The 26,227-nt window shown below is 38.6% G+C and carries 27 protein-coding genes; 13 read left to right on the top strand and 14 right to left on the bottom strand.

The features are described 5' to 3' along the window. The 5 genes from EHQ49_RS04440 to EHQ49_RS04420 all read left to right on the top strand — a co-directional run bounded on the left by EHQ49_RS04440 (window position 1) and on the right by EHQ49_RS04420 (window position 6,830). The gene (locus tag EHQ49_RS04440; protein WP_135576728.1) at window positions 1-1,299 is read left to right on the top strand and encodes an LIC11270 family surface protein; all 1,299 of its coding nucleotides are present in this window, start codon (window positions 1-3) and stop codon (window positions 1,297-1,299) included. 78 nt (window positions 1,300-1,377) lie between these two features. Then, entirely contained in the window at window positions 1,378-3,228 is a 1,851-nt protein-coding gene (locus EHQ49_RS04435; RefSeq protein ID WP_135576726.1) for an adenylate/guanylate cyclase domain-containing protein, read from the top strand. After that, on the top strand, window positions 3,225-5,117 hold the full coding sequence (locus tag EHQ49_RS04430) for a FecR domain-containing protein (RefSeq protein WP_135576724.1): 1,893 nt from the start codon (window positions 3,225-3,227) through the stop codon (window positions 5,115-5,117). Before EHQ49_RS04435 ends, EHQ49_RS04430 begins: the two co-directional genes overlap by 4 nt. Beyond that, complete coding sequence (locus tag EHQ49_RS04425; protein WP_135576722.1) at window positions 5,114-6,181, top strand: hypothetical protein; 1,068 nt, start codon at window positions 5,114-5,116, stop codon at window positions 6,179-6,181. Before EHQ49_RS04430 ends, EHQ49_RS04425 begins: the two co-directional genes overlap by 4 nt. Before the next feature lie 52 nt (window positions 6,182-6,233). Next, on the top strand, window positions 6,234-6,830 hold the full coding sequence (locus EHQ49_RS04420) for a hypothetical protein (RefSeq protein ID WP_244241341.1): 597 nt from the start codon (window positions 6,234-6,236) through the stop codon (window positions 6,828-6,830). On the opposite strand, the gene EHQ49_RS04415 is transcribed toward EHQ49_RS04420, so the two are convergent. The 3 genes from EHQ49_RS04415 to EHQ49_RS04405 are packed head-to-tail and all read right to left on the bottom strand — an operon-like array spanning window position 6,803 to window position 9,889. Next, the gene (locus tag EHQ49_RS04415) at window positions 6,803-7,900 is read right to left on the bottom strand and encodes a DUF1574 domain-containing protein (RefSeq protein ID WP_135576720.1); all 1,098 of its coding nucleotides are present in this window, start codon (window positions 7,898-7,900) and stop codon (window positions 6,803-6,805) included. The two genes, EHQ49_RS04420 and EHQ49_RS04415, sit on opposite strands and share 28 nt — an antisense overlap. Window positions 7,901-7,908: 8 nt before the next feature. Further along, a complete protein-coding gene (locus EHQ49_RS04410) occupies window positions 7,909-9,387 on the bottom strand; it encodes an MBOAT family O-acyltransferase (protein WP_135576718.1) in 1,479 nt (492 codons plus the stop codon). 1 nt (window position 9,388) lies between these two features. Further along, entirely contained in the window at window positions 9,389-9,889 is a 501-nt protein-coding gene (locus EHQ49_RS04405; RefSeq protein ID WP_279638113.1) for an NYN domain-containing protein, read from the bottom strand. 51 nt (window positions 9,890-9,940) lie between these two features. Between EHQ49_RS04405 and EHQ49_RS04400 the strand changes: the two genes are divergently transcribed. Then, a complete protein-coding gene (locus EHQ49_RS04400) occupies window positions 9,941-10,693 on the top strand; it encodes an SDR family NAD(P)-dependent oxidoreductase (protein WP_135576715.1) in 753 nt (250 codons plus the stop codon). A 1-nt stretch (window position 10,694) separates the two neighbouring features. Further along, window positions 10,695-12,140, top strand: coding sequence for an FAD-binding oxidoreductase (locus EHQ49_RS04395; protein WP_135576713.1), 1,446 nt, complete (start codon window positions 10,695-10,697; stop codon window positions 12,138-12,140). 147 nt (window positions 12,141-12,287) lie between these two features. Here EHQ49_RS04395 and EHQ49_RS04390 read toward each other — a convergent pair whose 3' ends face one another. The 7 genes from EHQ49_RS04390 to EHQ49_RS04360 all read right to left on the bottom strand — a co-directional run bounded on the left by EHQ49_RS04390 (window position 12,288) and on the right by EHQ49_RS04360 (window position 18,548). Continuing rightward, on the bottom strand, window positions 12,288-13,424 hold the full coding sequence (locus EHQ49_RS04390) for an LptF/LptG family permease (protein ID WP_135576711.1): 1,137 nt from the start codon (window positions 13,422-13,424) through the stop codon (window positions 12,288-12,290). Continuing rightward, window positions 13,421-14,704 (bottom strand): PP2C family protein-serine/threonine phosphatase, encoded by a 1,284-nt coding sequence (locus EHQ49_RS04385; RefSeq protein ID WP_135576709.1) that lies wholly within the window; start codon window positions 14,702-14,704, stop codon window positions 13,421-13,423. The genes EHQ49_RS04390 and EHQ49_RS04385 overlap by 4 nt, the downstream gene beginning before the upstream one ends. After that, entirely contained in the window at window positions 14,701-15,126 is a 426-nt protein-coding gene (locus tag EHQ49_RS04380) for an acyl-CoA thioesterase (RefSeq protein WP_135576707.1), read from the bottom strand. The genes EHQ49_RS04385 and EHQ49_RS04380 overlap by 4 nt, the downstream gene beginning before the upstream one ends. 6 nt (window positions 15,127-15,132) lie before the next feature. Beyond that, window positions 15,133-17,247, bottom strand: coding sequence for a penicillin-binding protein 1C (pbpC, locus tag EHQ49_RS04375; RefSeq protein WP_135576705.1), 2,115 nt, complete (start codon window positions 17,245-17,247; stop codon window positions 15,133-15,135). Next, window positions 17,225-17,839, bottom strand: a complete 615-nt coding sequence (locus tag EHQ49_RS04370; protein WP_135576703.1) for an RsmD family RNA methyltransferase — start codon at window positions 17,837-17,839, stop codon at window positions 17,225-17,227. Before EHQ49_RS04370 ends, pbpC begins: the two co-directional genes overlap by 23 nt. Next, window positions 17,840-18,229, bottom strand: coding sequence for a tetratricopeptide repeat protein (locus tag EHQ49_RS04365; protein WP_244241339.1), 390 nt, complete (start codon window positions 18,227-18,229; stop codon window positions 17,840-17,842). It lies immediately after the preceding gene. Between the two features lie 139 nt (window positions 18,230-18,368). Beyond that, the gene (locus EHQ49_RS04360; RefSeq protein WP_108959948.1) at window positions 18,369-18,548 is read right to left on the bottom strand and encodes a hypothetical protein; all 180 of its coding nucleotides are present in this window, start codon (window positions 18,546-18,548) and stop codon (window positions 18,369-18,371) included. Window positions 18,549-18,705: 157 nt separating this feature from the next. Between EHQ49_RS04360 and EHQ49_RS04355 the strand changes: the two genes are divergently transcribed. From EHQ49_RS04355 to EHQ49_RS04335, 5 genes are all read left to right on the top strand, one after another. After that, window positions 18,706-19,635: a hypothetical protein gene (locus EHQ49_RS04355; protein ID WP_135576699.1), complete on the top strand. Its 930-nt coding sequence runs from the start codon at window positions 18,706-18,708 to the stop codon at window positions 19,633-19,635. A 38-nt stretch (window positions 19,636-19,673) separates the two neighbouring features. Further along, window positions 19,674-20,057, top strand: a complete 384-nt coding sequence (locus EHQ49_RS04350; RefSeq protein WP_244241387.1) for a hypothetical protein — start codon at window positions 19,674-19,676, stop codon at window positions 20,055-20,057. Continuing rightward, the gene (locus EHQ49_RS04345; RefSeq protein WP_135576697.1) at window positions 20,050-20,463 is read left to right on the top strand and encodes a SufE family protein; all 414 of its coding nucleotides are present in this window, start codon (window positions 20,050-20,052) and stop codon (window positions 20,461-20,463) included. The genes EHQ49_RS04350 and EHQ49_RS04345 overlap by 8 nt, the downstream gene beginning before the upstream one ends. Window positions 20,464-20,536: 73 nt before the next feature. Next, complete coding sequence (locus EHQ49_RS04340) at window positions 20,537-21,718, top strand: serine hydrolase domain-containing protein (protein WP_135576695.1); 1,182 nt, start codon at window positions 20,537-20,539, stop codon at window positions 21,716-21,718. Window positions 21,719-21,722: 4 nt separating this feature from the next. Then, window positions 21,723-22,034 (top strand): hypothetical protein, encoded by a 312-nt coding sequence (locus EHQ49_RS04335; protein ID WP_135576693.1) that lies wholly within the window; start codon window positions 21,723-21,725, stop codon window positions 22,032-22,034. Window positions 22,035-22,037: 3 nt separating this feature from the next. Here EHQ49_RS04335 and EHQ49_RS04330 read toward each other — a convergent pair whose 3' ends face one another. Genes EHQ49_RS04330 through EHQ49_RS04320 form a run of 3 tightly spaced genes read right to left on the bottom strand, consistent with a single transcriptional unit; the run spans window position 22,038 to window position 25,132 of the window. After that, window positions 22,038-22,955, bottom strand: a complete 918-nt coding sequence (locus EHQ49_RS04330; protein WP_135576691.1) for an energy transducer TonB — start codon at window positions 22,953-22,955, stop codon at window positions 22,038-22,040. Continuing rightward, window positions 22,936-23,961 carry a Holliday junction branch migration DNA helicase RuvB gene (gene ruvB / locus EHQ49_RS04325; RefSeq protein ID WP_135576689.1) on the bottom strand — a complete coding sequence of 342 codons (1,026 nt, stop codon included), beginning with the start codon at window positions 23,959-23,961 and terminating at the stop codon, window positions 22,936-22,938. The genes EHQ49_RS04330 and ruvB overlap by 20 nt, the downstream gene beginning before the upstream one ends. A gap of 1 nt (window position 23,962) precedes the next feature. Continuing rightward, on the bottom strand, window positions 23,963-25,132 hold the full coding sequence (locus EHQ49_RS04320; RefSeq protein ID WP_208732157.1) for a trypsin-like peptidase domain-containing protein: 1,170 nt from the start codon (window positions 25,130-25,132) through the stop codon (window positions 23,963-23,965). 123 nt (window positions 25,133-25,255) lie between these two features. Here EHQ49_RS04320 and EHQ49_RS04315 point away from each other — a divergent pair, with 123 nt between their 5' ends. Next, window positions 25,256-25,813 carry a DJ-1 family glyoxalase III gene (locus EHQ49_RS04315; protein WP_135576685.1) on the top strand — a complete coding sequence of 186 codons (558 nt, stop codon included), beginning with the start codon at window positions 25,256-25,258 and terminating at the stop codon, window positions 25,811-25,813. Window positions 25,814-25,859: 46 nt separating this feature from the next. On the opposite strand, the gene EHQ49_RS04310 is transcribed toward EHQ49_RS04315, so the two are convergent. Next, on the bottom strand, window positions 25,860-26,216 hold the full coding sequence (locus EHQ49_RS04310) for an STAS domain-containing protein (protein WP_135576683.1): 357 nt from the start codon (window positions 26,214-26,216) through the stop codon (window positions 25,860-25,862). Window positions 26,217-26,227 lie beyond the last annotated feature (11 nt).

The following is a 26,227-nucleotide window of genomic DNA, read 5'->3' as shown; positions in this document are numbered from 1 at the left end:
ATGAAATCCCACTTACTTCCCGTCCTCATTTTATTTCTCAATGTTTTCCTTTTCATCGATTGTAAAACCAAATTGGATTTAGGAGAAGAATCGAAACTGCCCGTCGTTTCGACCCTCTTCAACAATCGTATGTTATTACTCCTAAAAGGAACCTATGCAACTGATAATCCTCTCGATTGGAGTGAACTCAATAACGGAACGGGAGATTTATACATAGATGCCCAAGGGGAAGGCCTTGACCCAACTATGACTCTTGTCAACCAACCCAAAGTAGGAAACATCCCGATTTTTCTCGATATAGGAGAGGTGCGAATCTCCAGTAAATACGTGAAAGGATTGAACGAACTAACACAGATTCGTGATACAGTGGATTCCAATAAATTTTGGGACTATATTGCACCTAACAGACAAGTATTTTGTACGGTAACTTATTCTTTTGATAACAATACCTGTACGGAAAGTAATGGGATTATGAAAGCATCTGATTTCTTTAATGGAATCGGAGCTCAGTTCCCTTCTAATGACCCCTCTTCCCAAACAGAAAGTTGGGAAACAGCGCTCTCCACAGGACAACCTTGGCTTGGTCGACAGTATTATTATGCAGCGATTTACTTTCGTTCACTTGTAACTGGATATGCACTCGATGCTGGGCTTCCTGTTACGGGTCGTTTTGACAATAGGCCAATCGTCAACGGACTCAACATTGTCCCACGTAACAACTATGTTGCGGGAACAACTTCCTCGGCAAAAAGTACAATTGTACCAAAAATGTTCCCCACTCTTTATTCGCAACTTCCTACCCAATCGGATATGCAAATTCGAGATGGTTTCGATCCCTACATTCTGGAAGTGCGAATTAACTTAAAAGAAAACTTGATGTTACATTCTTATCTAACCAGTCGCTCGACAACGGTAACTTATGTCGGTGTCAGTGATGTTTTTTATGACCACAAAGGGGAAGGGGATGCCGGTGGAAATATATTGACAAGGGCTCGGGTGATTTATCCTGAAACTGCATCAAGCCTTACGATCTCCGGTGGTAACAATTCTTTGTTACATTATTATGGCATCTTTCGATACCAAGAAACTGAATTTATAAACGTTTTGCCACTTGCTGCAACACCAGCAAAACAAGGTGCTAAAATAAAATACTTAAATCCAGGCACTTATAAGGCGGTTTGTTTAGGAGACCTGACGAAACAGGACGGTTATCCAGACACTGTAGTACGAGAGACTACATTTTCGATTCCTGAATATCCTTTCCGTGAAACATATAACATTAATTTGACATGCCCTTAGTAAAAAAATAGTTTACCCTTTCAATTTTACTTTTTTTCTAGCACCGTTTTCTGTGAACTTGGTAAAAGTACCAACCATATGAAAACGATATTGCTAAAACTCCGTTCCCTCTTTTCCAAGGATACCCTATCCTCTGGAGAATTGCAGTTTCCAATTCGCTACAAACTCCTACTCATTACCTCGATCGTTTTACTTATCTCCATGTCGGGAATCATCTTTCTTGCTTCTTATTTTTTTAGAAAGGATAGTGAGGTTCGTGTTAAAGAAAACAACATCAAAATCAATGAAATCCTTTCCTTAAAAGTAAAGTCGGACTTACATTCGATGAAACAAGATGTGCACATTACAGCATCTGCCATCTTACGAAGTCCAGGCTCGGTAAACGCTATCGCCAAAGAGTTGTTTGAAGAAGATCAAAATTTTCTTTTAATTGGTGCTTATGATGTCAGTTTGAATCCAAAATTTGAAGCTTTGAATGATGAGTTCCTACAAAAATACGACTATCAAAAAACGGAGGTCCGAGGATTACTCCGAACCATTCAACCCAAACTAAAAAAAGCCTTTAGCGGAACGACTGTTATTTGGAATGCAAGTCCACATTTTCGCCATCCCATCCTTTGTCTTAGTTTTCCTCTTTCGGAATCCAAAGACACACATACCATCCTTGTTACCTTAGTCAAACTCGACAGTCTCTTAGATGCCTTCCAAACGTCGGGACCAGTAGAAACCTTCCTTGTCAGCGAAGATGGAAGTGTACTCGCCCATCCAGATGCTAAAGTAGTTTTATCGGGAATCAATTTAAACGATCTGCCTATTGTGGAACGTATGAAAAAATCCACTGTAGACAATGGTCAATTCCGTTATGAATCCAAAGATGGTGTTTCCTATCTTGGATCTTTCAAAAAATTGGGGCTTGGTGGTGTGGGAGTGATATCCGAAGTTAGAGAAGCTAAAATTTTTGAAGAAGTAAATAATATTCAAAAACGAAATGTTTATATACTCATCGTATCTTTGGCACTTTCTTTTATCGTCGTTTATATTTTTGCAAAATCCCTATCAACACCCATATTAAAATTAGTAGATGCTTCCGAAGAAATTCGAAGGGGAAATTATCATATTGAACTTCATGCCACAACACATGATGAAATTGGAACTTTAACCAAATCATTCGTAAGTATGGGGCGTGGTTTAGAGGAACGTGAAAAATTAAAAGATTCCTTTGGACGGTTTGTCAACCAAGACATCGCGGAACTTGCTGCTAAAGGAAAACTATCCATAGGTGGACAAAGGAAACACTGTACGATCTTTTTCTCAGATATCAGGAGTTTTACTGCCATTTCAGAAAAGTTACAACCAGAAGAGGTTGTAGAGTTTTTAAATCAATACATGACTGAAATGGTGAAATGTGTTCAAGACACAGGCGGAACGGTAGATAAGTTTATCGGTGACGCCATCATGGCAACTTGGGGAGCTCTCCGTGATTCCAAACAACATGCCAAGTCTTCTGTAGAAGCAGCTCTCCGTATGAGAGACAAACTCATCGAGTTCAACGAAGGACGAGGGACTGTCAAAAAACCGATCATCCAAATTGGATGTGGAATCAACACAGGTTATGTGATTGCAGGACAAATTGGAAGTTCCGATAAAATGGAATACACTGTAATTGGAGATTCTGTGAACCTTGCTTCCAGAGTGGAATCACTCAATAAAGAAACCCATACAGATATTCTCATCACAGAATCCACTTACCAAGAAATTAAATCCGATTACCATGTCATCAGTATGGGAGAAATTGAACTAAAAGGAAAATCCAAAGCCCAAAAAGTTTACGCAGTCCTTGGACGAAAATCAGACCCCAACTACCCCAAAAGTTTGAGCGAACTACAGAAGTTAGTGGGAATCACTGTAACCAAAAAGGGGAAAAAATGAATTTAGACAAACGAGATCGTCTCGTCCTATTTACCCTACTCAGTGTTGCTTTGTTATTTTCGATTTTGTTTTATTTGGATTTGAATCGTAAAATTGGGATTGGAGATCGGGAAGTTGTCGGAACGATCTTTTTTAAAAACAATATTGTTCAAAGAAAATTTGAAGATGAAGTGATTTGGGAAAAACTAGAAAACAATAGTCCACTTACCAATAAAGACACAATCCGTTCAGAAGCATTTTCTGATGCACTCATTCGATTGAAAGATGGAACAGAAATTAACATTGATGAAAACTCAATGTTTAACTTAGATTTAACGGGAGAAGAACCAAACCTTGAATTCACTCAAGGTTCTCTTGAAGTTAAAAAGAATGATTCCCAAGCAAACCAAATCAAAATCACAAGTTCCGGGAGTGAAATTAACGTAGATTCGGGAAATGTTAAAATTGAACGTTCCAAAGAAAGAGAACTGAGTCTATTTGTAGAAAAAGGAAAAACCACTGTCAAACAAAAGGATGGTAAGTCCGTGGCGGTGGAAGAGGGTAAAAAAGCAGAATTCAAAAAAACAGGAATTGAAATCAAAAAAATACCTGTTGTGCTCCTCGCACCCGCTTCTCAAAAATTATTTTACACCGAACCGGAAGATGTGTTGATTCACTTCCAATGGAAAGTAGAATCAGGATACGAAAATCCAATCCTAGAGATCTCAAGATCACCTAACTTTCAGTTGACACTAATCAATGAAAAAGTGGAAGGAAATCAAGCCGACTTTCGATTGAAAGAAGGAACTTTCTATTGGCGATTAAAAGTTAAAAACAAATCGGGAACCGATCCAGAATTTAGCGAAATCAATAAATTCTTTGTAACCAAATTGGATTCTTTTCAAGGCGAATCTCCAGAACAAGGAACCACTTTTCCTTTTGTCCAAACCTATCCACTGGTCACTCTCACATGGACTAAACTTTCAACAGCGAACCTATATAAGTTGATTGTATCCAATTCTCCAAAACTAACAAATCCGATCAAACAATTAGAAACAACAGCAAACCAGATTTCTTTCGATGATTTAAAAGAAGGTACTTATTATTGGAAGGTAGTTGCTAAATCGTCATTTCCAGATACAAAAGATAGAGAGAGCCAAACTCTTTCCTTTCACATCAAAAAACAAAATTCTGTACCTGCACCAAAGTGGTTACGACCATCTAATGGAGCAGAAATCTCCTCTGATGAAATCAAACAAAATCAGGCCATTTTGATCTGGGATGGAAATGCAGAATTAAAATCCTATCAATTAAAAATTGCAAAAGATCCCAAAATGGCAACCATCGTTTTCTCTGAAGAAACTGCTTCCAACTTTCTTGTACCTAATTGGAATCAATTGGGAAAAGGAACTTTTTATGCGAATATCACCGGCAAATCCAAAGAGGGAAAAGAAACAGAATCATCAGGTTTACTTAGTTTCACGGTAGTCGACAAAAAGAAAAAACAAGAACCATTAGAAGAGCCAAACGATTCGAAACAAGAACCTAAACTGGAAATGATGTCACCCAATGGGACAATTGTACAAATGAAAGGGAAAACAAGTTTAGATTTCCAATGGAAAGTTACAGGGGTTACACCAGACAGATACGATTTAGTTTTATACCAACATACGACTGATAAAAAAATTGCGATCTATAAAATCACAACAAAAGAATCCAAACACAATTTAAAAGATTTGGGTCTTCTGGACGAAGGTTCCTTTTCTTGGGATCTCAGTGTGTATAAAGATTCCAATTTATTATTATCCAGAAAAGGAAGTTTTATTTTGGCATTGGACCAATTCAAATCTTTGAAACCATCTGACATTGAATTCATTTCACCAAAACGGTTGTATAAAGAGAAACGATGAAACTAAACACTAAACGATTTTTTTTATTTTTTTGTTTGGTCTCTGTTTCCATCGGTGCACAAGACGGAACCAAATTAATTGCCTGGAAACCCATACCCGAAGCCAGTGGATACCAAATCCAAATCAAAGAAAAATCTGGTAAAATTGTAATCGATAAAAAAATTGATACAGCTTACCATTCCATCGAAGAACTTCCGTCAGGTGTTTATCTAGTTAGAACAGCACCTTTAAACTTATTTAAAAAACCAGCGGTATGGTCTGCCTGGAAAGATTTGGAAGTGATCATTTCCGAACCACCAAAGGTAGTAATCGAAGAAGAAAAACCCATCATTCTTCCCAAATCGGAATCCAAATCAGAAAAAACAATTTCCAATGTGACCATTGAAGGGGAACATTTTTTAGAAGCGACCAAAGTGGATCTGACAAAAAAGGAGGATTCACTTCCCATCCTGAGTAAGGAAGTAAAATCACCAGAACGGATTGATTTAAAAGTAGATACAACAGAAGCAAAATCTGGACCTTATGACTTAACTGTCACCAATCCTTACCAGAAACCAAAAGTGGTTACTAATTTTGTTCAAGTAGAAGAACCAAAACATAATACCACAGATTCCAAACAAGAATCTCAAACTGTTGCCATTCAAAATACAACGACAAAAGAAACGGCTTTGTCCAAAAAAACTAAAGTAACCATACCAAAAGGCAAATCATTTCGGGACTATACATATGAAGAGATGTTAGCATTTTTAGAAACCGACGTGGCAGTTAATTGTAAAAATACCAAGGTGCCTGCCCTAACATTAAGTGAGTGTCACAAAACGTACGTTATCCTAAACTTCTCAAGTGAAGACAACCATTCTGTATTTGAGTTCTATAAGTTGATTAGTGAAAATGAATCAGACAGAGTGAGTGCTTACCATTATTTTAGTACAAATTGTGCCCCTCGATTTCGACCTGCTTTCGAACGAATGGAACTCCAATCGAAAAATCGAAGTAATCTAGACCCTGATGAACGCCAATCACTACTCCAGGAATTGACTAAATTTCGAAATTGTTCGCGGTAATTTCTTTTTCTTTTGCTTGTAAGGAATCCCTTTTTTTAGTCCTATTAAGAGAATGAGATACTCTTTGATTGCCTCGGTTGGAATCGCATTTGTCACAATGCAGGCCATCCATTCCGAACCATCCGTTCTGAGCCAAAATGTGAAGGAAGTCACAACTAGAATTCAAGATTTGGCTCTCTACCCTACTCTTTCTAAAAAAAGACTCTATGGTGCCGTTTCCAAAGGTGGTGCCATCCGATTTGATTTAAAAGCGGGAGAGGCTTCCCCTCAATCTATTGGCATTGGTGTGGCCACTGATGGGAAATTGAAAGAGTGGGTTCTCACTGTTTATTCCGGTAACGGGCAAAATGAAAATCCAACCATCTTAAGAAAAGAAAAGATTGAAGGAGAAACACAATGGGTTTTTGAGTTGTTGGCTCCACCAGAAGAGATCACGGTGGAAATTCAAAATGTACACTCAGACACTCCAGTGACTGTAGTCGAGATTGTTCATGGTTATTATTATGGATATTCGGTAGATAAAGAAAACAATACCAAACCCCAACCACAAAATCCAACAAAACCTAATCCTACAGATCCTGAAAAACTTTCACCCAACGATGTTCAGAATCGAACAGAATTCTACCGGGCACCTTTTACAAAAGACTGAAGTAAGTTTTTAAAAATAAAATCGGTATACTCATCATAACATGTCGGTGACATGTGGCCTGCATCACTGAAATTGTTGCAGGCATAGTTTGGATCATCGTTCATATTCCAGAAAGGCACACCATTCTGCTTATGATATTCTACCATTCTCGGATACCAGTCGTGATACACTGTATCCGTCTTTCCTCCTCCCACAGAAACTTTTAAATTTCTAATATGATCCATATAAGGTAAAGAGAGTCGAACCCAAATCACCGCAGATGGAACACCGAGTTCTTTCGCTAACTCCAAAGATTGGTTTGTAAAACTCAAAACTTGATCAGAAAACTGGAAGGGTACCAAATAGGAATGGAAATCACCAATCGCTGATTTTTTTAATAACTCAGGTGGGAGTACTGACTGATGAGTCCCCGGTGTCATGGCAGAACCCTTTCCCCTATTTAAGTTTTCCATAAGGTTATTACGCAATTCACGGTAAGGGAACAAAAATGATTCTTTATTTTTTGCTCTTGTAAGAATGACTTCTAACTTCGGACGGTATTGATAAGCACGGAACATCCGCTTTGCGATAAGTGTAGAGATATCATCGGTTGAAAATAAGGAAAAATGTTTTAATACAAAGGAAACGTTGAGTCCGTTTGTCAATGTTTCATCCACTTTTAATGTCGCAGTCGAGTTGTACATTTCGACAGAATGATCAAACAAAAAGAAATCTGGTTTTACTTTGTCTTTGTGAAATTCCTCCATCCATTGTAATACATAATCTGGTTTTCCTCCTGGTACGGAGAAATTAAACATCAACCAACCTGGATATTTTTTTTGGATGTATTCATTATCAAATAAAAGAGCTCTAGAGTTCCCGAAGTAAACAAGTACTTTGTCCCTATCTTTTTTAGATAAATAAACCTTCAGATCTTCATATAACTGATGTTTTTGGATATAGTTAATATCTGAAAGGGACTTGGAAAAATAAGTATGTATGTTCTCTAGGAGTAATAGTTTGTCTAAACAAAATGTTAGGAATACAACTAGAAACGGGACAAGTAAATATCGGTTACGAATTAAATCCACAATGTCTCCTAAAACTTATAGTAGATAAATTCTCCACCATCTTGAGAAAGAGTGGCGAGAAGAAAAATAGTAACAACACCAAGTATTGGAACAAGCCATACATCGTGTTTCCGAACCCGATCCCAAAACTCAGGAACATATTGGATGTGGTGAAAAAATAATAAAGCAATCGAAGTATAAAAAATACGTTCCAGGTTTTCTATATGTTGGAACCGAAAAGAAGAACCATGTCCAAGAAGTGATGTGGCAGAAACCAACCATTGATTGGAATCACCTGCAATCATGGCCTCTAAACTATATGAGAAATGGGTAAATATACCGTAAAAATGATCCACCATATTGGTTGCATTATTCGATCGGAACATAAGTCCCGAAATAGAAAATAAAACAAAAACGATAAGTGCTTTGATTACCATTAAGAATTTATTTTTTTGCGGAGTTAACTTCCATCCCAGGTTGTCTTCAAAATACCGTTCACCCGCAAGAATCAATCCCCAATAAAATCCCCAACAAATAAAAGTATAATCGGCTCCGTGCCAAAACCCACCGAGTGTCATGATGATGATTAGGTTTAAGTAAGTACGAAGTTCTCCTTTACGAGAACCTCCTAGTGGGAAATAAATATAATCTCTCAGCCAAAAAGAAAGTGTGATATGCCAACGTTTCCAAAGTTCCCTTCCTGATGTAGAGAAAAAGGGCGCTTTGAAGTTTTCTGGTGTTTCAAAACCTAAATATAAAGCAATGGAACGCGCCATGTCAGTGAGTCCAGAAAAATCACTATAAACTTGAATCGCGTAACAAATCCCCGCGATAAACAATGAAAAAGAATCATATTCTGCTGGAGAACCAAACACTGGTGAGATGGTTAATGACATCGGATCTGCCACGAGTACTTTTTTAACAAGTCCTGACATGAGTAAATACGATGCCCGATACATCTTTTCTTTGTTTGGAGTGAGTTTGTCCAAGTTCGGAAAAAAGTCAGACATCCGCATGATTGGCCCGGCAATCAAAACAGGAAAAAAAGCTACAAACAAAAAGTAATCTTCTACTTTAACGACGGGTTTTGTCGAATCACGGTAAGTATCAACGGCGGCGGCAATCACTTGGAAAGTGTAAAAACTAATTGCGAGTGGTAACGCAATATGGATAAGGTTTGGAACTTGTTGGAAGAACGGATAGTTCGTTAGATCAGCGAGAACCTTACTGAAAAAGTAAATATATTTGAAAAAACCCAAATTGATTAGGTTGAGAGTTACCGTAAGCCCAATCCAGAACTTTGTCGGTTGGGATTTGATTTTGCGATATAAAAGGTAATTGATACCAATTACAACAAGGAAGTGAACTGTTAGTGCTAAAGAAAAGTAGGCATAAAAACCAATCCCCGCTATCAGCAGGAAATACTTCCGAACCTCTTTAGGAATGGCCCAATAGAGTAAGTAAACACTGGAAAAAAAGATTAAAAATGGGATTGAATTGAACAACATATCAAGGAAGGAATTGTCTCTCCCAGTAATCGGTTTCCGAACTTTGTGTCAATCCTTCTTTCAGGTGGTTAAATTCCGTTTCGTCCTCTTCCGATTCCCGTTTGAGCCATTCTGCGTAAAATTCTTCCGAAGTCATTCTTTTGGCTCGAAGTCTCCGTGCAAAACTAACTATCTCTTTATCGGAAGTGATCACCAAACATTGAGAAGGTACTGGACATAAGTTGAGGTATCCGATGATGAGTTCGTCGGCTTTTTTTTCATGGCTGTAATGAATCGAAAATTCACCCCAATCTTCCGAATAACAATCCGAGGTAAGATCCTTTTTCCCGTCAAAAAATACTAAAATTTTAGAGTGCGGATTTGAAACATAGAATCGTTTGAGGTGGAGAAGTAAGCCTTCCCTGGCATCTTGCAGGCGATATTCACCCAAACAAAAAGCCAAATCGGGAAATTTATACATTAGATTCATCCCGTCGATCAGGATTCTCTCATTTACGGGCACAACTCTAATGAAACCACTTGCCAGATTCGATTAAACCAAAAAAACGTAAACATGGGGAAAAAAATAATCATTGTCGGTGCCTCGAGTGGGATCGGAAAAGCCATAGCAGAAGCTGAATTGAACGCAGGGAATTCCGTGGTTCTTTTGGCTAGAAGGGAAAAGTCCTTAGAATCCATAGCCAAAAAAGCAAATACAACCAAAGAGAAAAGAGCCTTCCCTTTAGTCTTTGATGTGACAAAGTTTGCCACAGCAGAGAAAACCTTCGCGAAAGCAGTGAGTTTACTCGGCGGAGTGGACGAAGTGTATTTCGCATCCGGAGTTATGCCTGAGATAACTTCTAATGAATATAACACTACGAAAGACTTAGAGATGTTAAATGTAAACCTTTTAGGGGCGGTTGCTTTCTTAAATCCTGTGGCTACATATTTTACAAAACAAAAGTCAGGTAAAATTGTAGGGATCTCTTCTATCGCCGGCGAACGTGGTAGAAAAGGAAATCCAGTTTACAATACATCCAAAGCTGCACTCAACATATATTTGGAAGCATTACGCAACAGACTCTCTGAATCCAATGTTCAAGTAACAACGATTAAACCAGGATTTGTGATCACAGAAATGACTAAGGGTCTCGACCTTCCTAAAAAAGGACTCTTAAAAGCAATCACTGCTGAAGAAGCTGCTAATAAAATTCTTACGATTGTTGCTAGTGGGAAAGACGAAGCCTTTGTTCCAGGAATCTGGGCACTTGTAGGTCTTATCATCCGTAACATTCCCAATTTCATTTTTAAAAAACTGAGTATATAACATGGTCGCAAAAAAAACTAAATCCATTCAAGATGTGAAAGTTCCCAAAAAGGAAAAAGTCGAAGCATGGGGTATGAGTTCTTTTTCTCTATCACCAATATTTCGTCCAGAATCGGAAGAAGAAATCAAAGAATTATTTGTTTGGGCCAACCAGACTGGCACCAAAGTTGCGTTACGTGGTGGTGGCTGTAGTTATGGTGATGCTTCTACAAATACAGACGGTATCGTTTTAGATTTAACACACTTTAATAAAGTTTTAGATTTTAATTTAAAAACGGGTGTGATGACAGTGCAGTCAGGAGCCCGGATTAAAGACCTTTGGGAAACTGGAATTGAAAATGGATTTTGGCCTCCTGTTGTTTCTGGGACCATGATGCCAACTCTTGGAGGAGCTCTTTCCATGAACATTCATGGAAAAAACAACTTCAAAGTCGGAACTATCGGTGAACATATCAAAGAATTTACATTTCTTACCGCCAAAGGAGATATTTTAGTTTGTTCTCCTAAAAAAAATACAGATTTGTTTTATTCTGCAATTTCCGGCTTTGGAATGTTAGGTTGTTTTTTAACAGTGCAAATCAAAATGAAACCAATTTACTCTGGAAAGATGAAAATTGATCCAGTGTATGTTAGAAATTTTGATGAACTATTTTCTTATTTTGAAGAACATTATAAAACTTCTGATTATTTAGTGGGTTGGATTGATGCCTTTGCATCTGGTAAGTCTATGGGTAGAGGCCAAATCCATAAAGCCACAAACCTGAAAGAAGGGGAAGATCCTGACTTTCCTGGTAATTGTTTGCTCGAAAGACAACACCTTCCCACTCGCCTATTCTATCTAATTCCTAAAAAATGGATGTGGATTCTTATGCGTCCCTTTAGTTTTAATTTAGGAATGCGCCTTGTTAATTTTGCGAAGTGTATTGCAAGTATTTTAGTAAACAACAAAGCCTATTACCAAGGCCATGCAGAATATGCATTTTTATTAGATTATGTACCGAATTGGAAGTTTGTTTACAAACCGGGTGCCATGATCCAATACCAAGTGTTTATTCCTAAAGAGAACGCCAAACAAGCATTCCGTGAAATTTTTACCATTTGCCAAGAACGAGGAATTGTAAACTATCTGTCCGTGTTCAAAAAACACAAACCAGATCCATTTTTACTCACTCATGCGGTGGATGGATTTTCAATGGCTATGGATTTTCCTGTGACCAAAGGGAACAGAGAAAAACTTTGGGCACTTTGTAAGGAGATGGATGAAATTGTTTTGAAACACAAAGGTAGATTCTACTTCGCGAAAGATTCCACACTTCGCAAACGTGTGATGGAATCGTATTTCCCTAAAGACAATCTAAAAAGATTTTATTCTTTGAAGAAAAAGTATGATCCAAAAGGAATTTTACAAACTGATCTTTACAAACGAGTGTTTTTAACGGAAAATTAATTCACGACGAGTTTCAAAAGAAGAAACTAAAATCTTTCACAAACTCGAAAGAGGAGAATGATTTCTCCTCTTTCGTTACCAAACTTAAATAATAGAAAAATGAACTAGAGATTGAGTATTATAGTAAAAACTAATATCTGAATGAATTCAGATATTCATTCTTCTATATAAAAAGTATGCCGCTGAGGTAAAAATCACCGGTGTCATCCACATACCAATCCAAATGGGTAATGCACCATTTTCCGCCAAAGTTTTAGCAGTGGAATTTAAAATATAATACAACAACACTACTGCAATGGTTAAACCAAGACTTGCCACACCTGCAGAACGTTTGGTGATGGCACCTGCAAGTGCTCCCAAAGTTACGACAACAAAAGACATGAGTGGCATTGCAAATGCCATATGTTGTTGGATGATGACATTTCGGAAAGGAATCCCTTTTGTAATCCTAGATTGAATTTCATCTGCTAGTTCAAAAAAATTCATTTCTTCCGGATTACGAATGGGTTTTGAAAAATAGGCTAAATCTTCCGGGAAATCATAAGTTTTTTCTGGATATTTAATTCGCGAAACAAGTTCTAAATTTTCATTAAACCTAATTTCTTCCGCATCATACAAAACCCAACTATGCGGTGAAGGGATGAATTTTGCTTTTTGAGAAGACACAGTATATGTTGGATGGCCGTCTGGAGTGATTTCGATGTAGTTGAATCCACCTTTTACAGTGTTATCTTTTTCATCGATCCAGTAGACATAGTAGAATCCTTTTTTTCCTTTGATATGCAATTGATAAACAAAATCAATCAATCGATTGGAACCCTTTGCCATAATACTATACTCGATCTGTGCTTGTTTATTGGCCGGGATCACAACTGTTTGTCCGAACAAAGTCATGATAAGCCACATAGAAATTCCAAAAAATAAAATGGGAGTGATGATCCGAATAAAGGAAACTCCAGCAACCATCATCGCCACAAGTTCCTTGTTCACACTAAATTGACCGATGACAAAACAAACGGAAAACATAAGTGCTGGCGCCACTACTTGATCCACCATCGATGGCAAAGAATATAATACGTGCAAATATACGTGCACTTGGTTCACTTTTGAAGAAACTAAATACTTCATTACATCAGTGAATTTATAAATCACAATCATGGATGTAAGCATGATGAGAGTACCGATAAATGTTTTAAAAAAATCTAAAAATAAATAACGATCTAATGTACGAAAGGGAATGAACTCTTTTTTGAACCAAAGAAAGGGTGTTAACAACAAATTCATAAAATTTCCAGTAATAACATACTCATATCGTCGGAAATTCGTTTTGCCGAAAATGACATGGAGTCCTCATATAAAGCATTCAAAAATTCTTCACCTTTTTTGTCAGAATGATTTTTTATCGATGTTAGTAAATGTTCATCTCCATAAATCTCTCCTGCATCGTCAAAAACTTCCAAAATTCCATCCGAATAGAGTAAAATGCGATCTCCCGAGTTAGGAGTGAGAGTAAAATCCTTTAGATTGGGTTTTAAATAAGACACAATGAGAGTTCCCATCCCCTCCATAAATTTGGGATCTGAATCTTTTTCCATTCGGATAAGGGGTGGGTGGCCAGCAACAGAGTATTGAATTTCTTTTGTGTTTGTGTCTACAAACAATACACAAGCACTAATATGATTGTTTGGAACTAACTCTTGCAAGTCGGTATGAATTGACTTCAAACAAGAAGAAGGTTCCGTTTGATTCCCATGAATTTTAAAAGCAAGAACTGCCATAGCGGAAACCATAGCCGATGCAATTCCATGACCAGAAACGTCTGCAAAAAAAAGGGCTAACTTTCCATCCTCTCTTTCCAAATAACTAATCGCATCACCACCCACTTGCCCAAAGGACTGGAAAAATGAATGGAGGCGAATTCCTTTCGTTTTTGGCCAGTGTGTAGTCACTAAATTGGACTGGGTTTCATTGGCCAGATCAAGTTCATTCAACATCCGATCTTGAAACCCTTTGAGTTTGGATTCTGAAATTCGGAGTTTTTCAACGGAGCTTAAGCGAATGTTCAGAGTAAGATAAGAAACAAGAGTTGGTGTGATGATAGAGGAAAGATAGAGAGGTAAATCCACTTGTGGTTCTTTTGTATAGAGACCAATGAGAATTCCTGCAGAAGTCACAGTCCCCAAATAAGATACAAGAGAACGACGATCCACAAAACTAACTCCAATACAAGACAACACCAAAATCATTCCTACCAGATAACCAATGTAAAGTGAATTCCAATACAAAAGAATAAGGGAATGAGCACTCATCGTATAAAAGAAAAACAACATGATGGTTTGGATTTGTTTACGAACCCAGTCGGAAAAATAAGTTGCGATGAAAAAACCTAAGGTAACAGATGCATGTAAAATACGAATCCATTTGGGATCATACAATCCTAACTCATCAATAGGTGCAAAAATTCCAAAACCGATAAAACTAAAAAATACAATGAGACAAATCCGTGAAATTTTCATCACCTCATCATCTAGTTTAAATCGTTCTTGGAAGGAATGTTTTGTCATACCAAATGATTCGATCCAAATTTTGTTTTAAAATATTCGGGAAGGGCTGATGGTTTTTGTAATTCAAAATCGAACCAAACAAACGCAGCGTTTCCAGTCAAAACACATTCATCATTTTCATTCCACATAGAACAAATTACAGTGAAGGCTCTGGAAGAAATGGAATCTACTTCTAATGAAATTTCTAAAGTGGCAGGAAATACCACTTGTTTGCGATAGTCCATGTCCAGATGAGTGAGAACAGGTCCTGCTTTAACTGGTTTCACCGGGGAATCCCACAGACCTTCCTTCGTAAAATAATCGGCCCTCGCAGATTCAAAGTATCTAACATACGTTACATTGTTTACGTGTCCGAAGGCATCCATCTCACCCCAAACAACTTGTTGGGTGAATTTATGTTTGTATTTGATTGGTTTTGGCATTTTATGTTACCGAACTTCAAATAAAGAATGAGACAAAACTTTTCCATCTCTATCTTTTACTTGCAAACGATATTCTCCCTTCTTTGGTTCCCAGAGGAAAGGCCCTCCCGCAGAACCAATGTTTTCATCGTTTAAATAATAATAATACGAAACCTCGTAGGAACTGAAAGTAAAGAGGATTTTTTGACGGCCCAAGGGAATATCTGGATCCAAAGCAAAAATACTTCCATTCACGGGAGTAAGGATTCTCTTTGACTTTGTTTTTTCAACCCCACCGTCCTTAGACAGACTGGATTTTGTATCTGAGGAATTTTCAAGCTTAGGCTGTATTAATTTTGAATCCAGGGACTCATGTAAGATATCCATTGTCTCACGCCAAACAGGGGCAGCACCAGTAATCCCAGATACATCTAACATAGGAGCACCTGTTGGGTTTCCGACCCAAACACCTACTGTATAAAATTCCGAGTAACCAATACACCAGTTGTCTCTCATATCTTGGCTTGTTCCTGTTTTGACTGAAGTATAATATGATGTTGATAAAAAATTATCCCATCCAAAACCAAGAGACCGAGCCTCACGATCAGCCAGGATCTCTGAAACCATATAACTCACCATAGGTGAGAATACCATTCGAGTTTCCGTTTCTTTAGATACATTTTGAAATTTTAATCCAGAATAGACTCCTGCGTTGGCAAGGGTTCGGTAAGCATTGGTTAATTCGAGTAAACTCATATCCGCTGTTCCCAGTGCTAAGGAAGGCCCATAAAACTCCGGATACCGAAGGCCCGTAATTCCCAATTGCTCTAATACGGAAACAAATTCATTGATGTCCAAAAATGACAACGCACGAATGGCAGGAATGTTGAGGGAGGAGGCCAAACTTTGTCTGACTGTCACGTTCCCTTTATAAGATTTATCATAGTTTAACGGACGATAGATACCTTGGTAAACAGGAATCCCTACAGGCGAATCAGAAAGAATCGAATCGGGGTTAAGTTTGTTTTCTTGGAAGTTCTCTGCATACACAAATGGTTTTAAGGTAGAACCCACTTGTCTTTTACTTCGAATGAGGTCTAGTTTTCCAACAGAACTTTCCTCTCCAATATTGGGAACATATACTAGAATCTGCCCCGTACGATTGTCGATGACAATGACGGCTCCGTCTTTTACATTTTTATCTGCGAGGGATTTTACATTACGTTTAAGAATTTCTTCTGCTTTTCTTTGGAAGTTTAAAGACAAAGAAGATGAAACTTGCGAGTTAAAACTTCCTTCTTCTTTAGAAAAATCTAAAAGAGCTTTTGTGAATAAAGGAACAAAGGAGGGATACTGCGGATAATCCAAATTACGAAACAAGGATTCTCTCACCAAACGAGAAATGGCGGTGCAATCATCAATTCCATCTCTCTCCATTTTCAATAAACAAACACGTTTTATTACTTTTTCAATGGAACTTTGTGGCGAACGTATGAGGGCAGACAGTAAATAAGATTCATTAGGAGTTATATTCTCTGGCGATTTTCGAAACAATCCCTTGGTTGCAGAACTAATCCCTTTTAACTCACCTCTAAAATAAATTAAATTGAGATAAGCTGTAAAAATTTCTTCCTTAGTCCAAGTTTCTTCCAACTCTACAGCTCTTTGGATTTGTTTTAGTTTTTGAAATATTGTCTTACGTTTGGATTCTCTCGGTTGTAATTCCGGATCCAACAAAGAAACAAGTTGCATCGTAATTGTGGATCCACCCCGCAAAGTTGACCCAGTGAAATTTCCAAAGAAGGAAGAAACTAAGGCATTGGAGTCAACTCCTCCATGCGTAAAGAACCGTTTATCCTCTGCATGTATCACTGACTCAACTAAAAACTTGGGGAGTTTGTTGTAGTCTGTCCATTCTTCTGATCGGTATAAATTCTGGATTCTATACCTTTGGACGAGTTCACCATTACGATCAAACACCTGTATATCGGAAGGTTTATAAGTAGATCTAACCTCTTCATAAGTTGGTAAAGACCAAAGAGGAGATCCTATACAAAAAAGGTAAAATACAATAATGAAAATTAAATTATGAATGGATCCAAAATCAAAACGATCTGTTTTACAGATCGGGAGTCTCGACATTTTCATAACCTGTTTCGATGATGGAATGGCTACCATATTCTCTTACTTTATGAGGAACTTCTGCCCAAATTTTATCGATGGGTTGATGTTCTGGTATTTGGCATAAAATTAAAAAAGGTTTTTGTAAAGACAAACAAAAACTATGTAATCCTTCCAACATCTCTTTCATTCGCGTGGGTGTTTCCGACCAGTACGTGTAAGGCGGATCTAAATAAAAGATATAAGCTGACTCTTCTCCCAATTCCCACTTTAACGTATGTTTGGTTGCATCTTTTCGAAATAACTGCACATTGGTCAGTCCACGAAATAGCGAATGGAGTTGTCTAAACCTAGTTTGGTCCAATTCATAAGTAAGAAGTCGATTCACAGAAAGGCTATAGGCTTCGGCAGAAATTTGCCCACTGCCGGCAAAGTAATCACAAAACAAAACGGAATCAAAACCAAGACCCCAAGAAAGGAGACGAGAATCCATAAGAGAAAAAATGGCTTTTTTTACGAGACTATTGGTAAAATTCAAATGCCCTGAGACATCTGGTGGAGATGGAATTTCTTTCCCTTTCCACTTTCCTTGTGATACACGTAACCCTTTCATTCATTTACCTGAAGATTTAATCTCTTCTAGCTGAGATAACACATGTTTGGAGGGGGAATTGGACTCTATTTCCGAAAAAATTCTTTTTGCTTCCGACTCGTTTTTTAAATCCATAAGACCAAGACCATACAATAACATCGCATCGTTGTATTTAGGACTCTGTTTCCCCGATTTTTGGAATTCTTTCCCCCACTCAATGAGTAAATCAGACTCTCCAAAAACAAGGGACCGTTCCATAAATAGATAAATGGCATTCCAATAATGAACTGATGATTTAAAGTTAGGTGGTGCATCCTTAGCCACCTTAGTTTTCAGTTGAGACCAATTTTCCTCAGTCGAAACATAGAGGAAAAAAATCCTAGGGTCTTTCTCTCCATCGACTGTGTTCAAATATTGAAGGGACCCTTTGGATACAGTCGCGTAATTTCCTTTTTTGAATTCCGAATAGAGGGTCGAAAAACCAGAGGTCTCGCCCCAAAGGAGGGACGGTAGAATCAAAAAACCAAAAATATACTGAAAATAAGTCAAATTACAGTTCGGTGATATTCGCAGATCCACACATAGGGCAGATCAGTTCCCAAGAATCGAGGTATTCGTCCTCCCCTTCGGCTTCCCAACGGTGGTCACAATCCTCACAAGCATACGTTACGACGTCTTCGTTGAGGCTATCTGCATCGAATTCGTCATCATCTAAAAAGTCATCTTCCATACCCTTCTCACTAAATCACAAAGAAAAAGCCGTGTCAAGTGGGGAGGGCAAAAAAAAATGGGAACCAACGATGGCGATTTACTCCCGGTACGAACCGCACAGAAAGAAGAAATCAAAGACACCGCTATTTCTATTGGTTTTAGCGCTTGGTCTGTCCGTGTTAGGGTTTACCTATAGAAAAGAAATTTATTTTCTTTTTGCGAAAGACCAAAGTGTTAGAGCAGAAAAAACCAAAGAAAAAACAATCGAACTCTGGAAATCGGGAAATCTGAAAGAAAAAGATATCGAAGACTTCCAATCAATTGCCACCACCTATTCCGAAAAAGATCCTACAGATCCCGTTGCTTTCCATTTGATTGCTCGCAGTTTATTTTGGAATTTATATCGAATTGGAATTTATTTTGACCACGATAGTTTAATTTTACATTTAGGATCCGAGTTCCAAGATTTTATTGGCACCTCAGTTCTTGCAGATTCTACATTGGATTCTGTATTTTGGAATGCAAGGACTGCCGAATCCTTTTCCTCTTCTCCATTTTCTGATTGGGAAAACAACAAAGTATTGTTATTCCTTGGGGAAACACACCGCCATGTCAAACGACCGCAAGTTTTGATTAATGAATATGGAAATTTGGATCGTTCTAAACTTTCTCCAGAGTTCCAAACCGTTTATATTTGGCTACTTACCTTCAATACAATGTTAGCTGGTGATGCAAGTGGCCTTGATAAACTCATTACCATAACAAAAGACCCCACTTACAAAGCTGGCATCCAATTCACACCAAGAGAAGAGAATTTTTTACGTGGCCTCGGTAAGTATTATAAAAAAGATTATGTGGGAGCATTGTCACTTCTTAGACAAGCAAAGTCAAACAATCCGGATCGTATCACAGAAACTTCAATCATCACGGAAGCAACGATTTTCCACTTACAAAATCTTTCCCAAAAAGGAATTGATCTATTGGAAGAATTTTACCTTTCTTCGGGTAAAAAGAATCCGGAGATTCCCCTCCTCATAGCAAAGATGATTGTGGAAAAACCGGGAGCCAAAACCAAACTAGATCTAACTCCGGAAAAAAAAGAATGATTGGTTTTAGATCCGTAAAAACAACTTCATTCGATTCAATGGTGAATCAAAACATTAAAATTAGGATTAAGTGGATTTTTGGTTTTCTATTTATATCATTATCTTTTTTTCACTGTGGGCTGTTTTATAAGGGAGTTCCTAAGGCCGGTGAGTTTTGTTATGTGCTCACCAAACCTCCAGAATGTTTGTATGTAGACTTCGAATCCAAAAAATTAATTTGGAACGACGTAGAATATGTTTTGGAAGAAAAATTACGGATGGATTATTTTTTTAAGTCCAATGATGAGTTGTATGAACTCACAGTTTCCACAGTGAATCGTGTGGAACTAAAGAACCTAACTACAGCAAACTTTAACAAATTCTATATGAGAAAAAAAGATAAGTTTGTAGAGATCCCAACTCCGGATGCCAAACATGAGTAAGTCTATTGAGGAAATTCAAAAAGAAATCATAGCCGAATTCTCAGACCTTACGGATTGGGAAGAGAAGTTTCAATATTTAATTGAGTTAGGTGAAGAACTTCCTCCCTATCCCGATGAAAAAAGAACAGAAGAATATATAGTCCCTGGTTGCCAATCAAGAGTTTGGGTCGCACCAAAACTGGAAGCAGGAAGGTTAGAGTTTGATGCCGATAGTGACACCGCTCTCACAAAAGGACTGATTGCCATCCTGATACGCGTGTTTTCGGGACAATCTCCGAAAGATATAGCGGATGCCTCACTTAACTTTATAGAAGAAGTAGGTCTTGCAAAATTTCTTTCTATCTCAAGAAGGAACGGGCTCTTTTCCATGGTACAAAAACTAAAGGGGTACGCAGAAAAAGCATAATCCCTTTCTTTTTTCCTTTGCAAACCAGTAAGACTCGCATAGAATTCTGAAACGAATCTGAATCAGGAATTCTATGAAACAAAGTCTGATCTTTATCATTTTACTCTTTTGTATCCAATGTGGCAAAGACCTCTCTCCCTTCGGAGGAGAACCAGAAGTCAATACACTGAAGCCTCGATTGAAACCAGAATGGCCTAACCCTACCTGGAAAGTAGTGTCCCCTGAATCAGTTGGTGTATCTTCCGATAAACTTAAATTAGTTGAAGAGTATGCCTTCACTCGAACGGGAGATGAAACTGACAGAAAAGGAAGACGAACGGATTCCCTTGTTATCTTAAGAAATGGGAAACTCATTTATGAAAAGTATGCAAGAAATTTCTCTGAAGATAAAGTCCATTTAACTTGGTCTGTATCCAAAAGTATTTTGCAAACCATGTATGGAATTGCAGTCAAACAAGGCCTAGTTAAATTAGATGATCCTGGTTATTATCATTATGAACCCTTAAGTCGTGATGAAGCCCATAAAAAAATCACCATCCGGCACCTTCTCAATATGTCTTCAGGGCTTGCAGCAGAAGAAGGATATGAAAGTGGTCCATTAAAGTCTTCGGTAATTGCCATGTTATATACCAGAGGCCGCAAAGATATGGGTTCCTTTTGTGCAGGCCTTCCGATTCGTTCAGAACCCGGAACCCAAGTTTATTATTCAAGTTGTGATACCAATATCCTCTCCGCCATTCTGAAAAAAGTATATGGTGCTGAAGAATACGACAAACTCCCTTTCGAAAAAATTTTTAAACCTCTCGGAATCACAAATGTAACCTTTGAACGAGATGGTTCAGGGACTTACGTTGGATCTTCCTATTTGTATATGACTGCCAAAGACTTAGCAAAAATCGGTTATTTATATTTAAACGATGGAATTTGGAACGGCGAACGTTTGTTACCTGAAGGATGGGTGCAGTTTACTCGAACTCCTGCTCCTGGATACAAATCGACCCCTTACTCAGAAGATTTAGCTGAAGACAATTATACGGCACACTGGTATGCCAACACGGGAGTCCCCGAAAGAGGAATCCACGAACCTTGGCCCGATGCACCCAAAGATACCTTTGCTGGTCTTGGACATTGGGGACAAATGTTATATGTGATTCCAAGTCTAGACCTAATCATTGTTCGGTTTGGAGATGATCGCGAAAAAGCGTTTATCAAAAATGATTTTTTAAAATTAGTAAAAGAGTCTGTAATTCGGTAACCTTATGAAAAGAAAAATTTCTGTTATCCTTTCTTTATTGTTTTTATTTATTTTGTTTTGGGCTCAATGGAACTGGAAACATCTATCCAGTTTTCCATCCATCATCTCTAGTTTTTATTCGAAAGAATATTGTAGTTGTTACTTTGTGATGGAACTTTCGGAAGAACAGTGCCATGACTTTGCTCGCCAGTGGGTTCCCATCAGCGAATTCAAACTAGATAAGGAAAACAAGTCGGTAACAGTGAAGGGACTTGGTCGAACCAATACTACAAAATATCTCTCAAAAGAGTATGGATGTACTTTAGCGACTGATTAACAACTAACGATAATAACGAATGCCGGGAAAGATAAAGTTGATTCCAAAGATAAGTCCTTTGGATTTCACTTCTTCTGGTACCGGGCCAAAGTTTTGTCCTCGAATGGAATCCATACATGCTTGGTCCACTACCACTTGACCTTGTGAAGACACCAAACGAACATCCAAAACTTGGCCTTGTTCACTTAACATAAATAAAACTTTTGTTTCCCCTTCTTTGATTCCTTCTCTTGCTACAACACCTGCCATATCTCGGTAAGCGTAGTTTCCACCACCAGGAGGAGCAAAAGATTCTTCAATTCGTTTCAACATGTTTTTAAAATAATAATAACCTGCCAATTGTTTGGTGGGAATTGTGAGAGCCTTTGCTCCGTCCCATCGAAACAAAAAATCCTGTTGGAATCTATAGTTAAAAGGAATTTTTGTCATCTGTCCCGCACTTGCGGACTGGTTTGGACTTTCTTCTGAATTAGAATTACTTTTAGGATCTGCTTTAAAAATCCCTACTTCAAAAAGTTCTTCTTCTTTGGATTGTTCTGATTTGGGTTGGGCTTTACTCGGAGTGGAAGCAGAACTTCCCATGATGAATTCACGAAACTGGGTGAGTGTATGAAATCCTTGTTTTTCGGTAAGGCCACCACCACCCGATGAATCTTTGTTAGAGAGAGCTTTGTACTCATCCTTTTTGTCCGGATTGATGAACTGTTGTTCGACGAGAACTTCGTAAATTTTTTCTTGTTCTTTCGGTCCTAACATTTCCGAAGCTTGTTCTTCTGCCAACATCTTCCAGAGCATATTTCTTGTGATGAGATGTGCCAGAACCAATGAGGATATGAGGATGACAAAGGTGAAAGCAAAGAAAAATCTGCGTTCCCCTTCTTCCTTTTCAGGCAATCGGAAATCAAAAGAGAGTTGGGCCATTTTCGCGATTTTCCCCGGTATTTCCAGTATACACAATTCCTAAATGTTCGTAAGCCTTTTTCGTAGCCACTCGGCCCTGCGGAGTACGGTCCACAAGCCCCACTCGGACTAGGAATGGCTCGTATGTGTCTTCCAAAGTCCTTTCCTCTTCTCCGAGAACCACGGCAATGGGTTTGATTCCGACAGGGCCACCACCGTAACGGTTGATGAGGATGTCCAAAATTTGGCGATCCACGGCATCGAGCCCCAAATGGTCTACCCCCATTCTTTCAAAAGCAAAACGACAAGTATCTAAACTAACAGATGTTTCATTTCGAACTTCAGCAAAATCACGAACACGTTTTAAAAGATGGTTGGCGATCCTTGGAGTTTTTCGGCTTCGTTTTCCAATCTCAAAGGCCACCCCTTCGCCGAGGGCTACACCCAGAAGTTTGGCCGAACGATCCACGATGATTTGCATCTCCCCATCGGTATAAAAATCAAGTTTGAGATGGATTCCAAATCTTGTCTTTAAGGGTTCACTGACAAGACCAGAACGAGTCGTAGCACCGACTAGGGTAAACGGCTGGAGTTGGATTTGGAGGGCATTGGCAGTGACTCCTTCGCCGACAACAAGATCCACAAAGAAATTCTCCATGGCAGGATAGAGTAATTCTTCCTGTTTTTTGATAAAGCCGTGAATTTCGTCGATAAAAAGTACTTCGTTGGTTTTGAGTAAGGTTAGGAACCGAACAAGATCCGCACCCTTGGAGATGGCAGGAGCCGAGGTGGGTGTGAAGGCCACCGCAAGTTCATTGGCAATGATATTGGCGAGTGTGGTTTTCCCAAGGCCAGGAGGGCCCGAAATCAAGACATGGTCGAGGGGGCTCTTACGTTTACGAGCCGCCTCCACGTAAACCGAAAGATTGGCCAATACCTCTTTTTGTCCGATAAATTCGGATAATTTTGTGGGGCGAAGGCTAGGTTCATCTTCGCCCGGTTGGATCCAATCTTCTCTTAAACTCACCTCAATTTGGTTTCTGCTCCGGAGTGATGGAAGTCAAGATTTCATTTTTATTTCGAATGATTTTTATCTCAATTCGTTTTCCAATTTTGGAAGATCTTACAAACCCGATGAGTTCTTCCGGTGTTTGGATTTCTTTTCCACCCATTTCGATAATGACATCAAAGAGTTTCAAACCTGCTTTGTCCGCAGGAGATCCTTTCATGATTTGACGAACAATAGCACCCTTGTTGTCTTTCAACTTTAATTGTTCGATATCCTCTTCGTTGACTGCATCAAGACCGACACCAATCCAAGGGCGAGTGACTTTTCCATTTGTTTTGATCTCTTCTGCCACTCTACGTGCTTCATTGATCGGAATGGTAAATCCAATTCCCACAGACCCACCAGACTGAGAGGCAATCATACGATTGATCCCAATCACTTCACCTCGGATGTTGAGAAGTGGACCTCCACTATTTCCTTGGTTGATCGCAGCGTCTGTTTGGATATAAGAAAGACCTGAAGAATCGATCCCCCCACGTTGTACGGCGGAAACAACTCCTACAGTAAAGGAATGTTCAAAACCAAGTGGGGCTCCAATGGCAATGGCCCAGTTTCCTACTTTTACTTTATTGGAATCGGCAAGAACAATCGGACGAAGTGTTCCCTTAGGGGCATCTATCTTAAGTAAGGCGATGTCCATGGTTTCATCAGAACCAATTACTTTTGCTTCAAAGGTTTTTTGGTTCTTAAACTTCACTGTGAGTTTGTCCATGTCTTTGATCACATGGTGGTTGGTCATAATATAACCATCTTCATTGAGAACGATTCCAGAACCAAGACCGGTTTGTTTTTGTTTCATCACACGACCTGAGCCGCCACCTGGGCGTCCAAAAAAATGATCAAAATAAGGATCACCCGAAAATGGATGTTGTTGGACATTTACTGTCCTTTCTGTGGCAATCGAAACCACACTGGGGGACACTTTATCAAATACTTCTTGGAAGGCATCTTCCAAAGCCACAGCCTGTGTTTGTGCCGGGGACAATTTATCACTTCCATCCGCTTTTAACTGCAGAGGATTTTCGGAAGAATTTCCGCAAGTGAGGATGGGTGACAAAAATGTTCCCAAAAGTAAAAAACTAAAAGCAATGGCAAGGTAACGCAAAGGATTCGTTTTTTTATCAATCATAGACAATTAACTATCTCTCCTACTATATAAGACCCCCAGAGTTCCAGGAAAGTTCTCATTTCTTGGGATCGTTTTTTTACAAAAAAACTTGAACAATTTGTTTTAAACCAAACTAGTCATAGTATGGCAAAACGAGTTTTGATTCCGCTCTGCACAGGCTTTGAAGAAATGGAAGCCATCATCCTCATTGATGTTTTGAGAAGAGGGAATGTGGAAGTTGTTTCCGCTGGAAAATCAAAAGACCCCATCCTCGCTTCGAGAAAAACTCTGCACTTAGCTGATAAAGTTTTTTCCGAAATCATACCGGCAGAGTTTGATGCCATCTTACTTCCTGGTGGTTTAGAAGGAAGTAAACAATTGATGAAAGATCCAGAGATTAGTAAAATTCTAAATTCCTTTCAATCAGAGAAAAAACTCATTGGTGCCATCTGTGCTGCACCTAACGTACTACGTAACTTAGACATCATTACAGGAGATGATCCCTTTACCGCATTCCCAACTTCCTTAGATTTAGCTAAAGGAAAAGGAGGAAAATATACAGGCCAAAGAATCGAATCACATAACCATATTTATACGAGCGTTGGCCCCGGTTCTGCATTTGAATTTGTATTGTATATTTTGGAGATATTAGAAGGAAAGGATGTGATGGAAACAGTGAAAGCCGGTTTACAACTTCCATAACCCTATCGGTTAAAAAGTTTTTCCGAACAAGGGGACAAAACTTTAGTTATTCGGCAGATTCTCGTTCTTTGACCAGTGAAAGGACAGCATTTTCTTCTGTATCAAACACTTCTAAATGGCTTTCCATTCCAGTAAGTTTGAATACCTTTGCCACCGATCCATGTACACTACATACTTTTAAATTTCCATGGTATTTTTTTAGTTTATACATGGCGGTCACCAAAGTTCCAATTCCGGAACTATCCATAAAAGGAACCTTTTCCAAATTCACTACAATTTCGTATTGTTGTTTGTGCATTTTGTCATCTAGAATGTCTTTCAATTCTTTTGCATTGTACAAATCAACCTCGCCTTCAATGGATATGATTGCGACTTGATTAGATGACTTCTCGAGAATTACCATTTGTAGTTAGT

Origin of the sequence: Leptospira perdikensis (assembly GCF_004769575.1) — a bacterium.
GTDB classification, from domain to species: Bacteria; Spirochaetota; Leptospiria; order Leptospirales; family Leptospiraceae; genus Leptospira_A; species Leptospira_A perdikensis.
The sequence above is the reverse complement of the archived record's forward strand: the minus strand, read 5'-3'. Positions and strand labels throughout refer to the sequence as shown.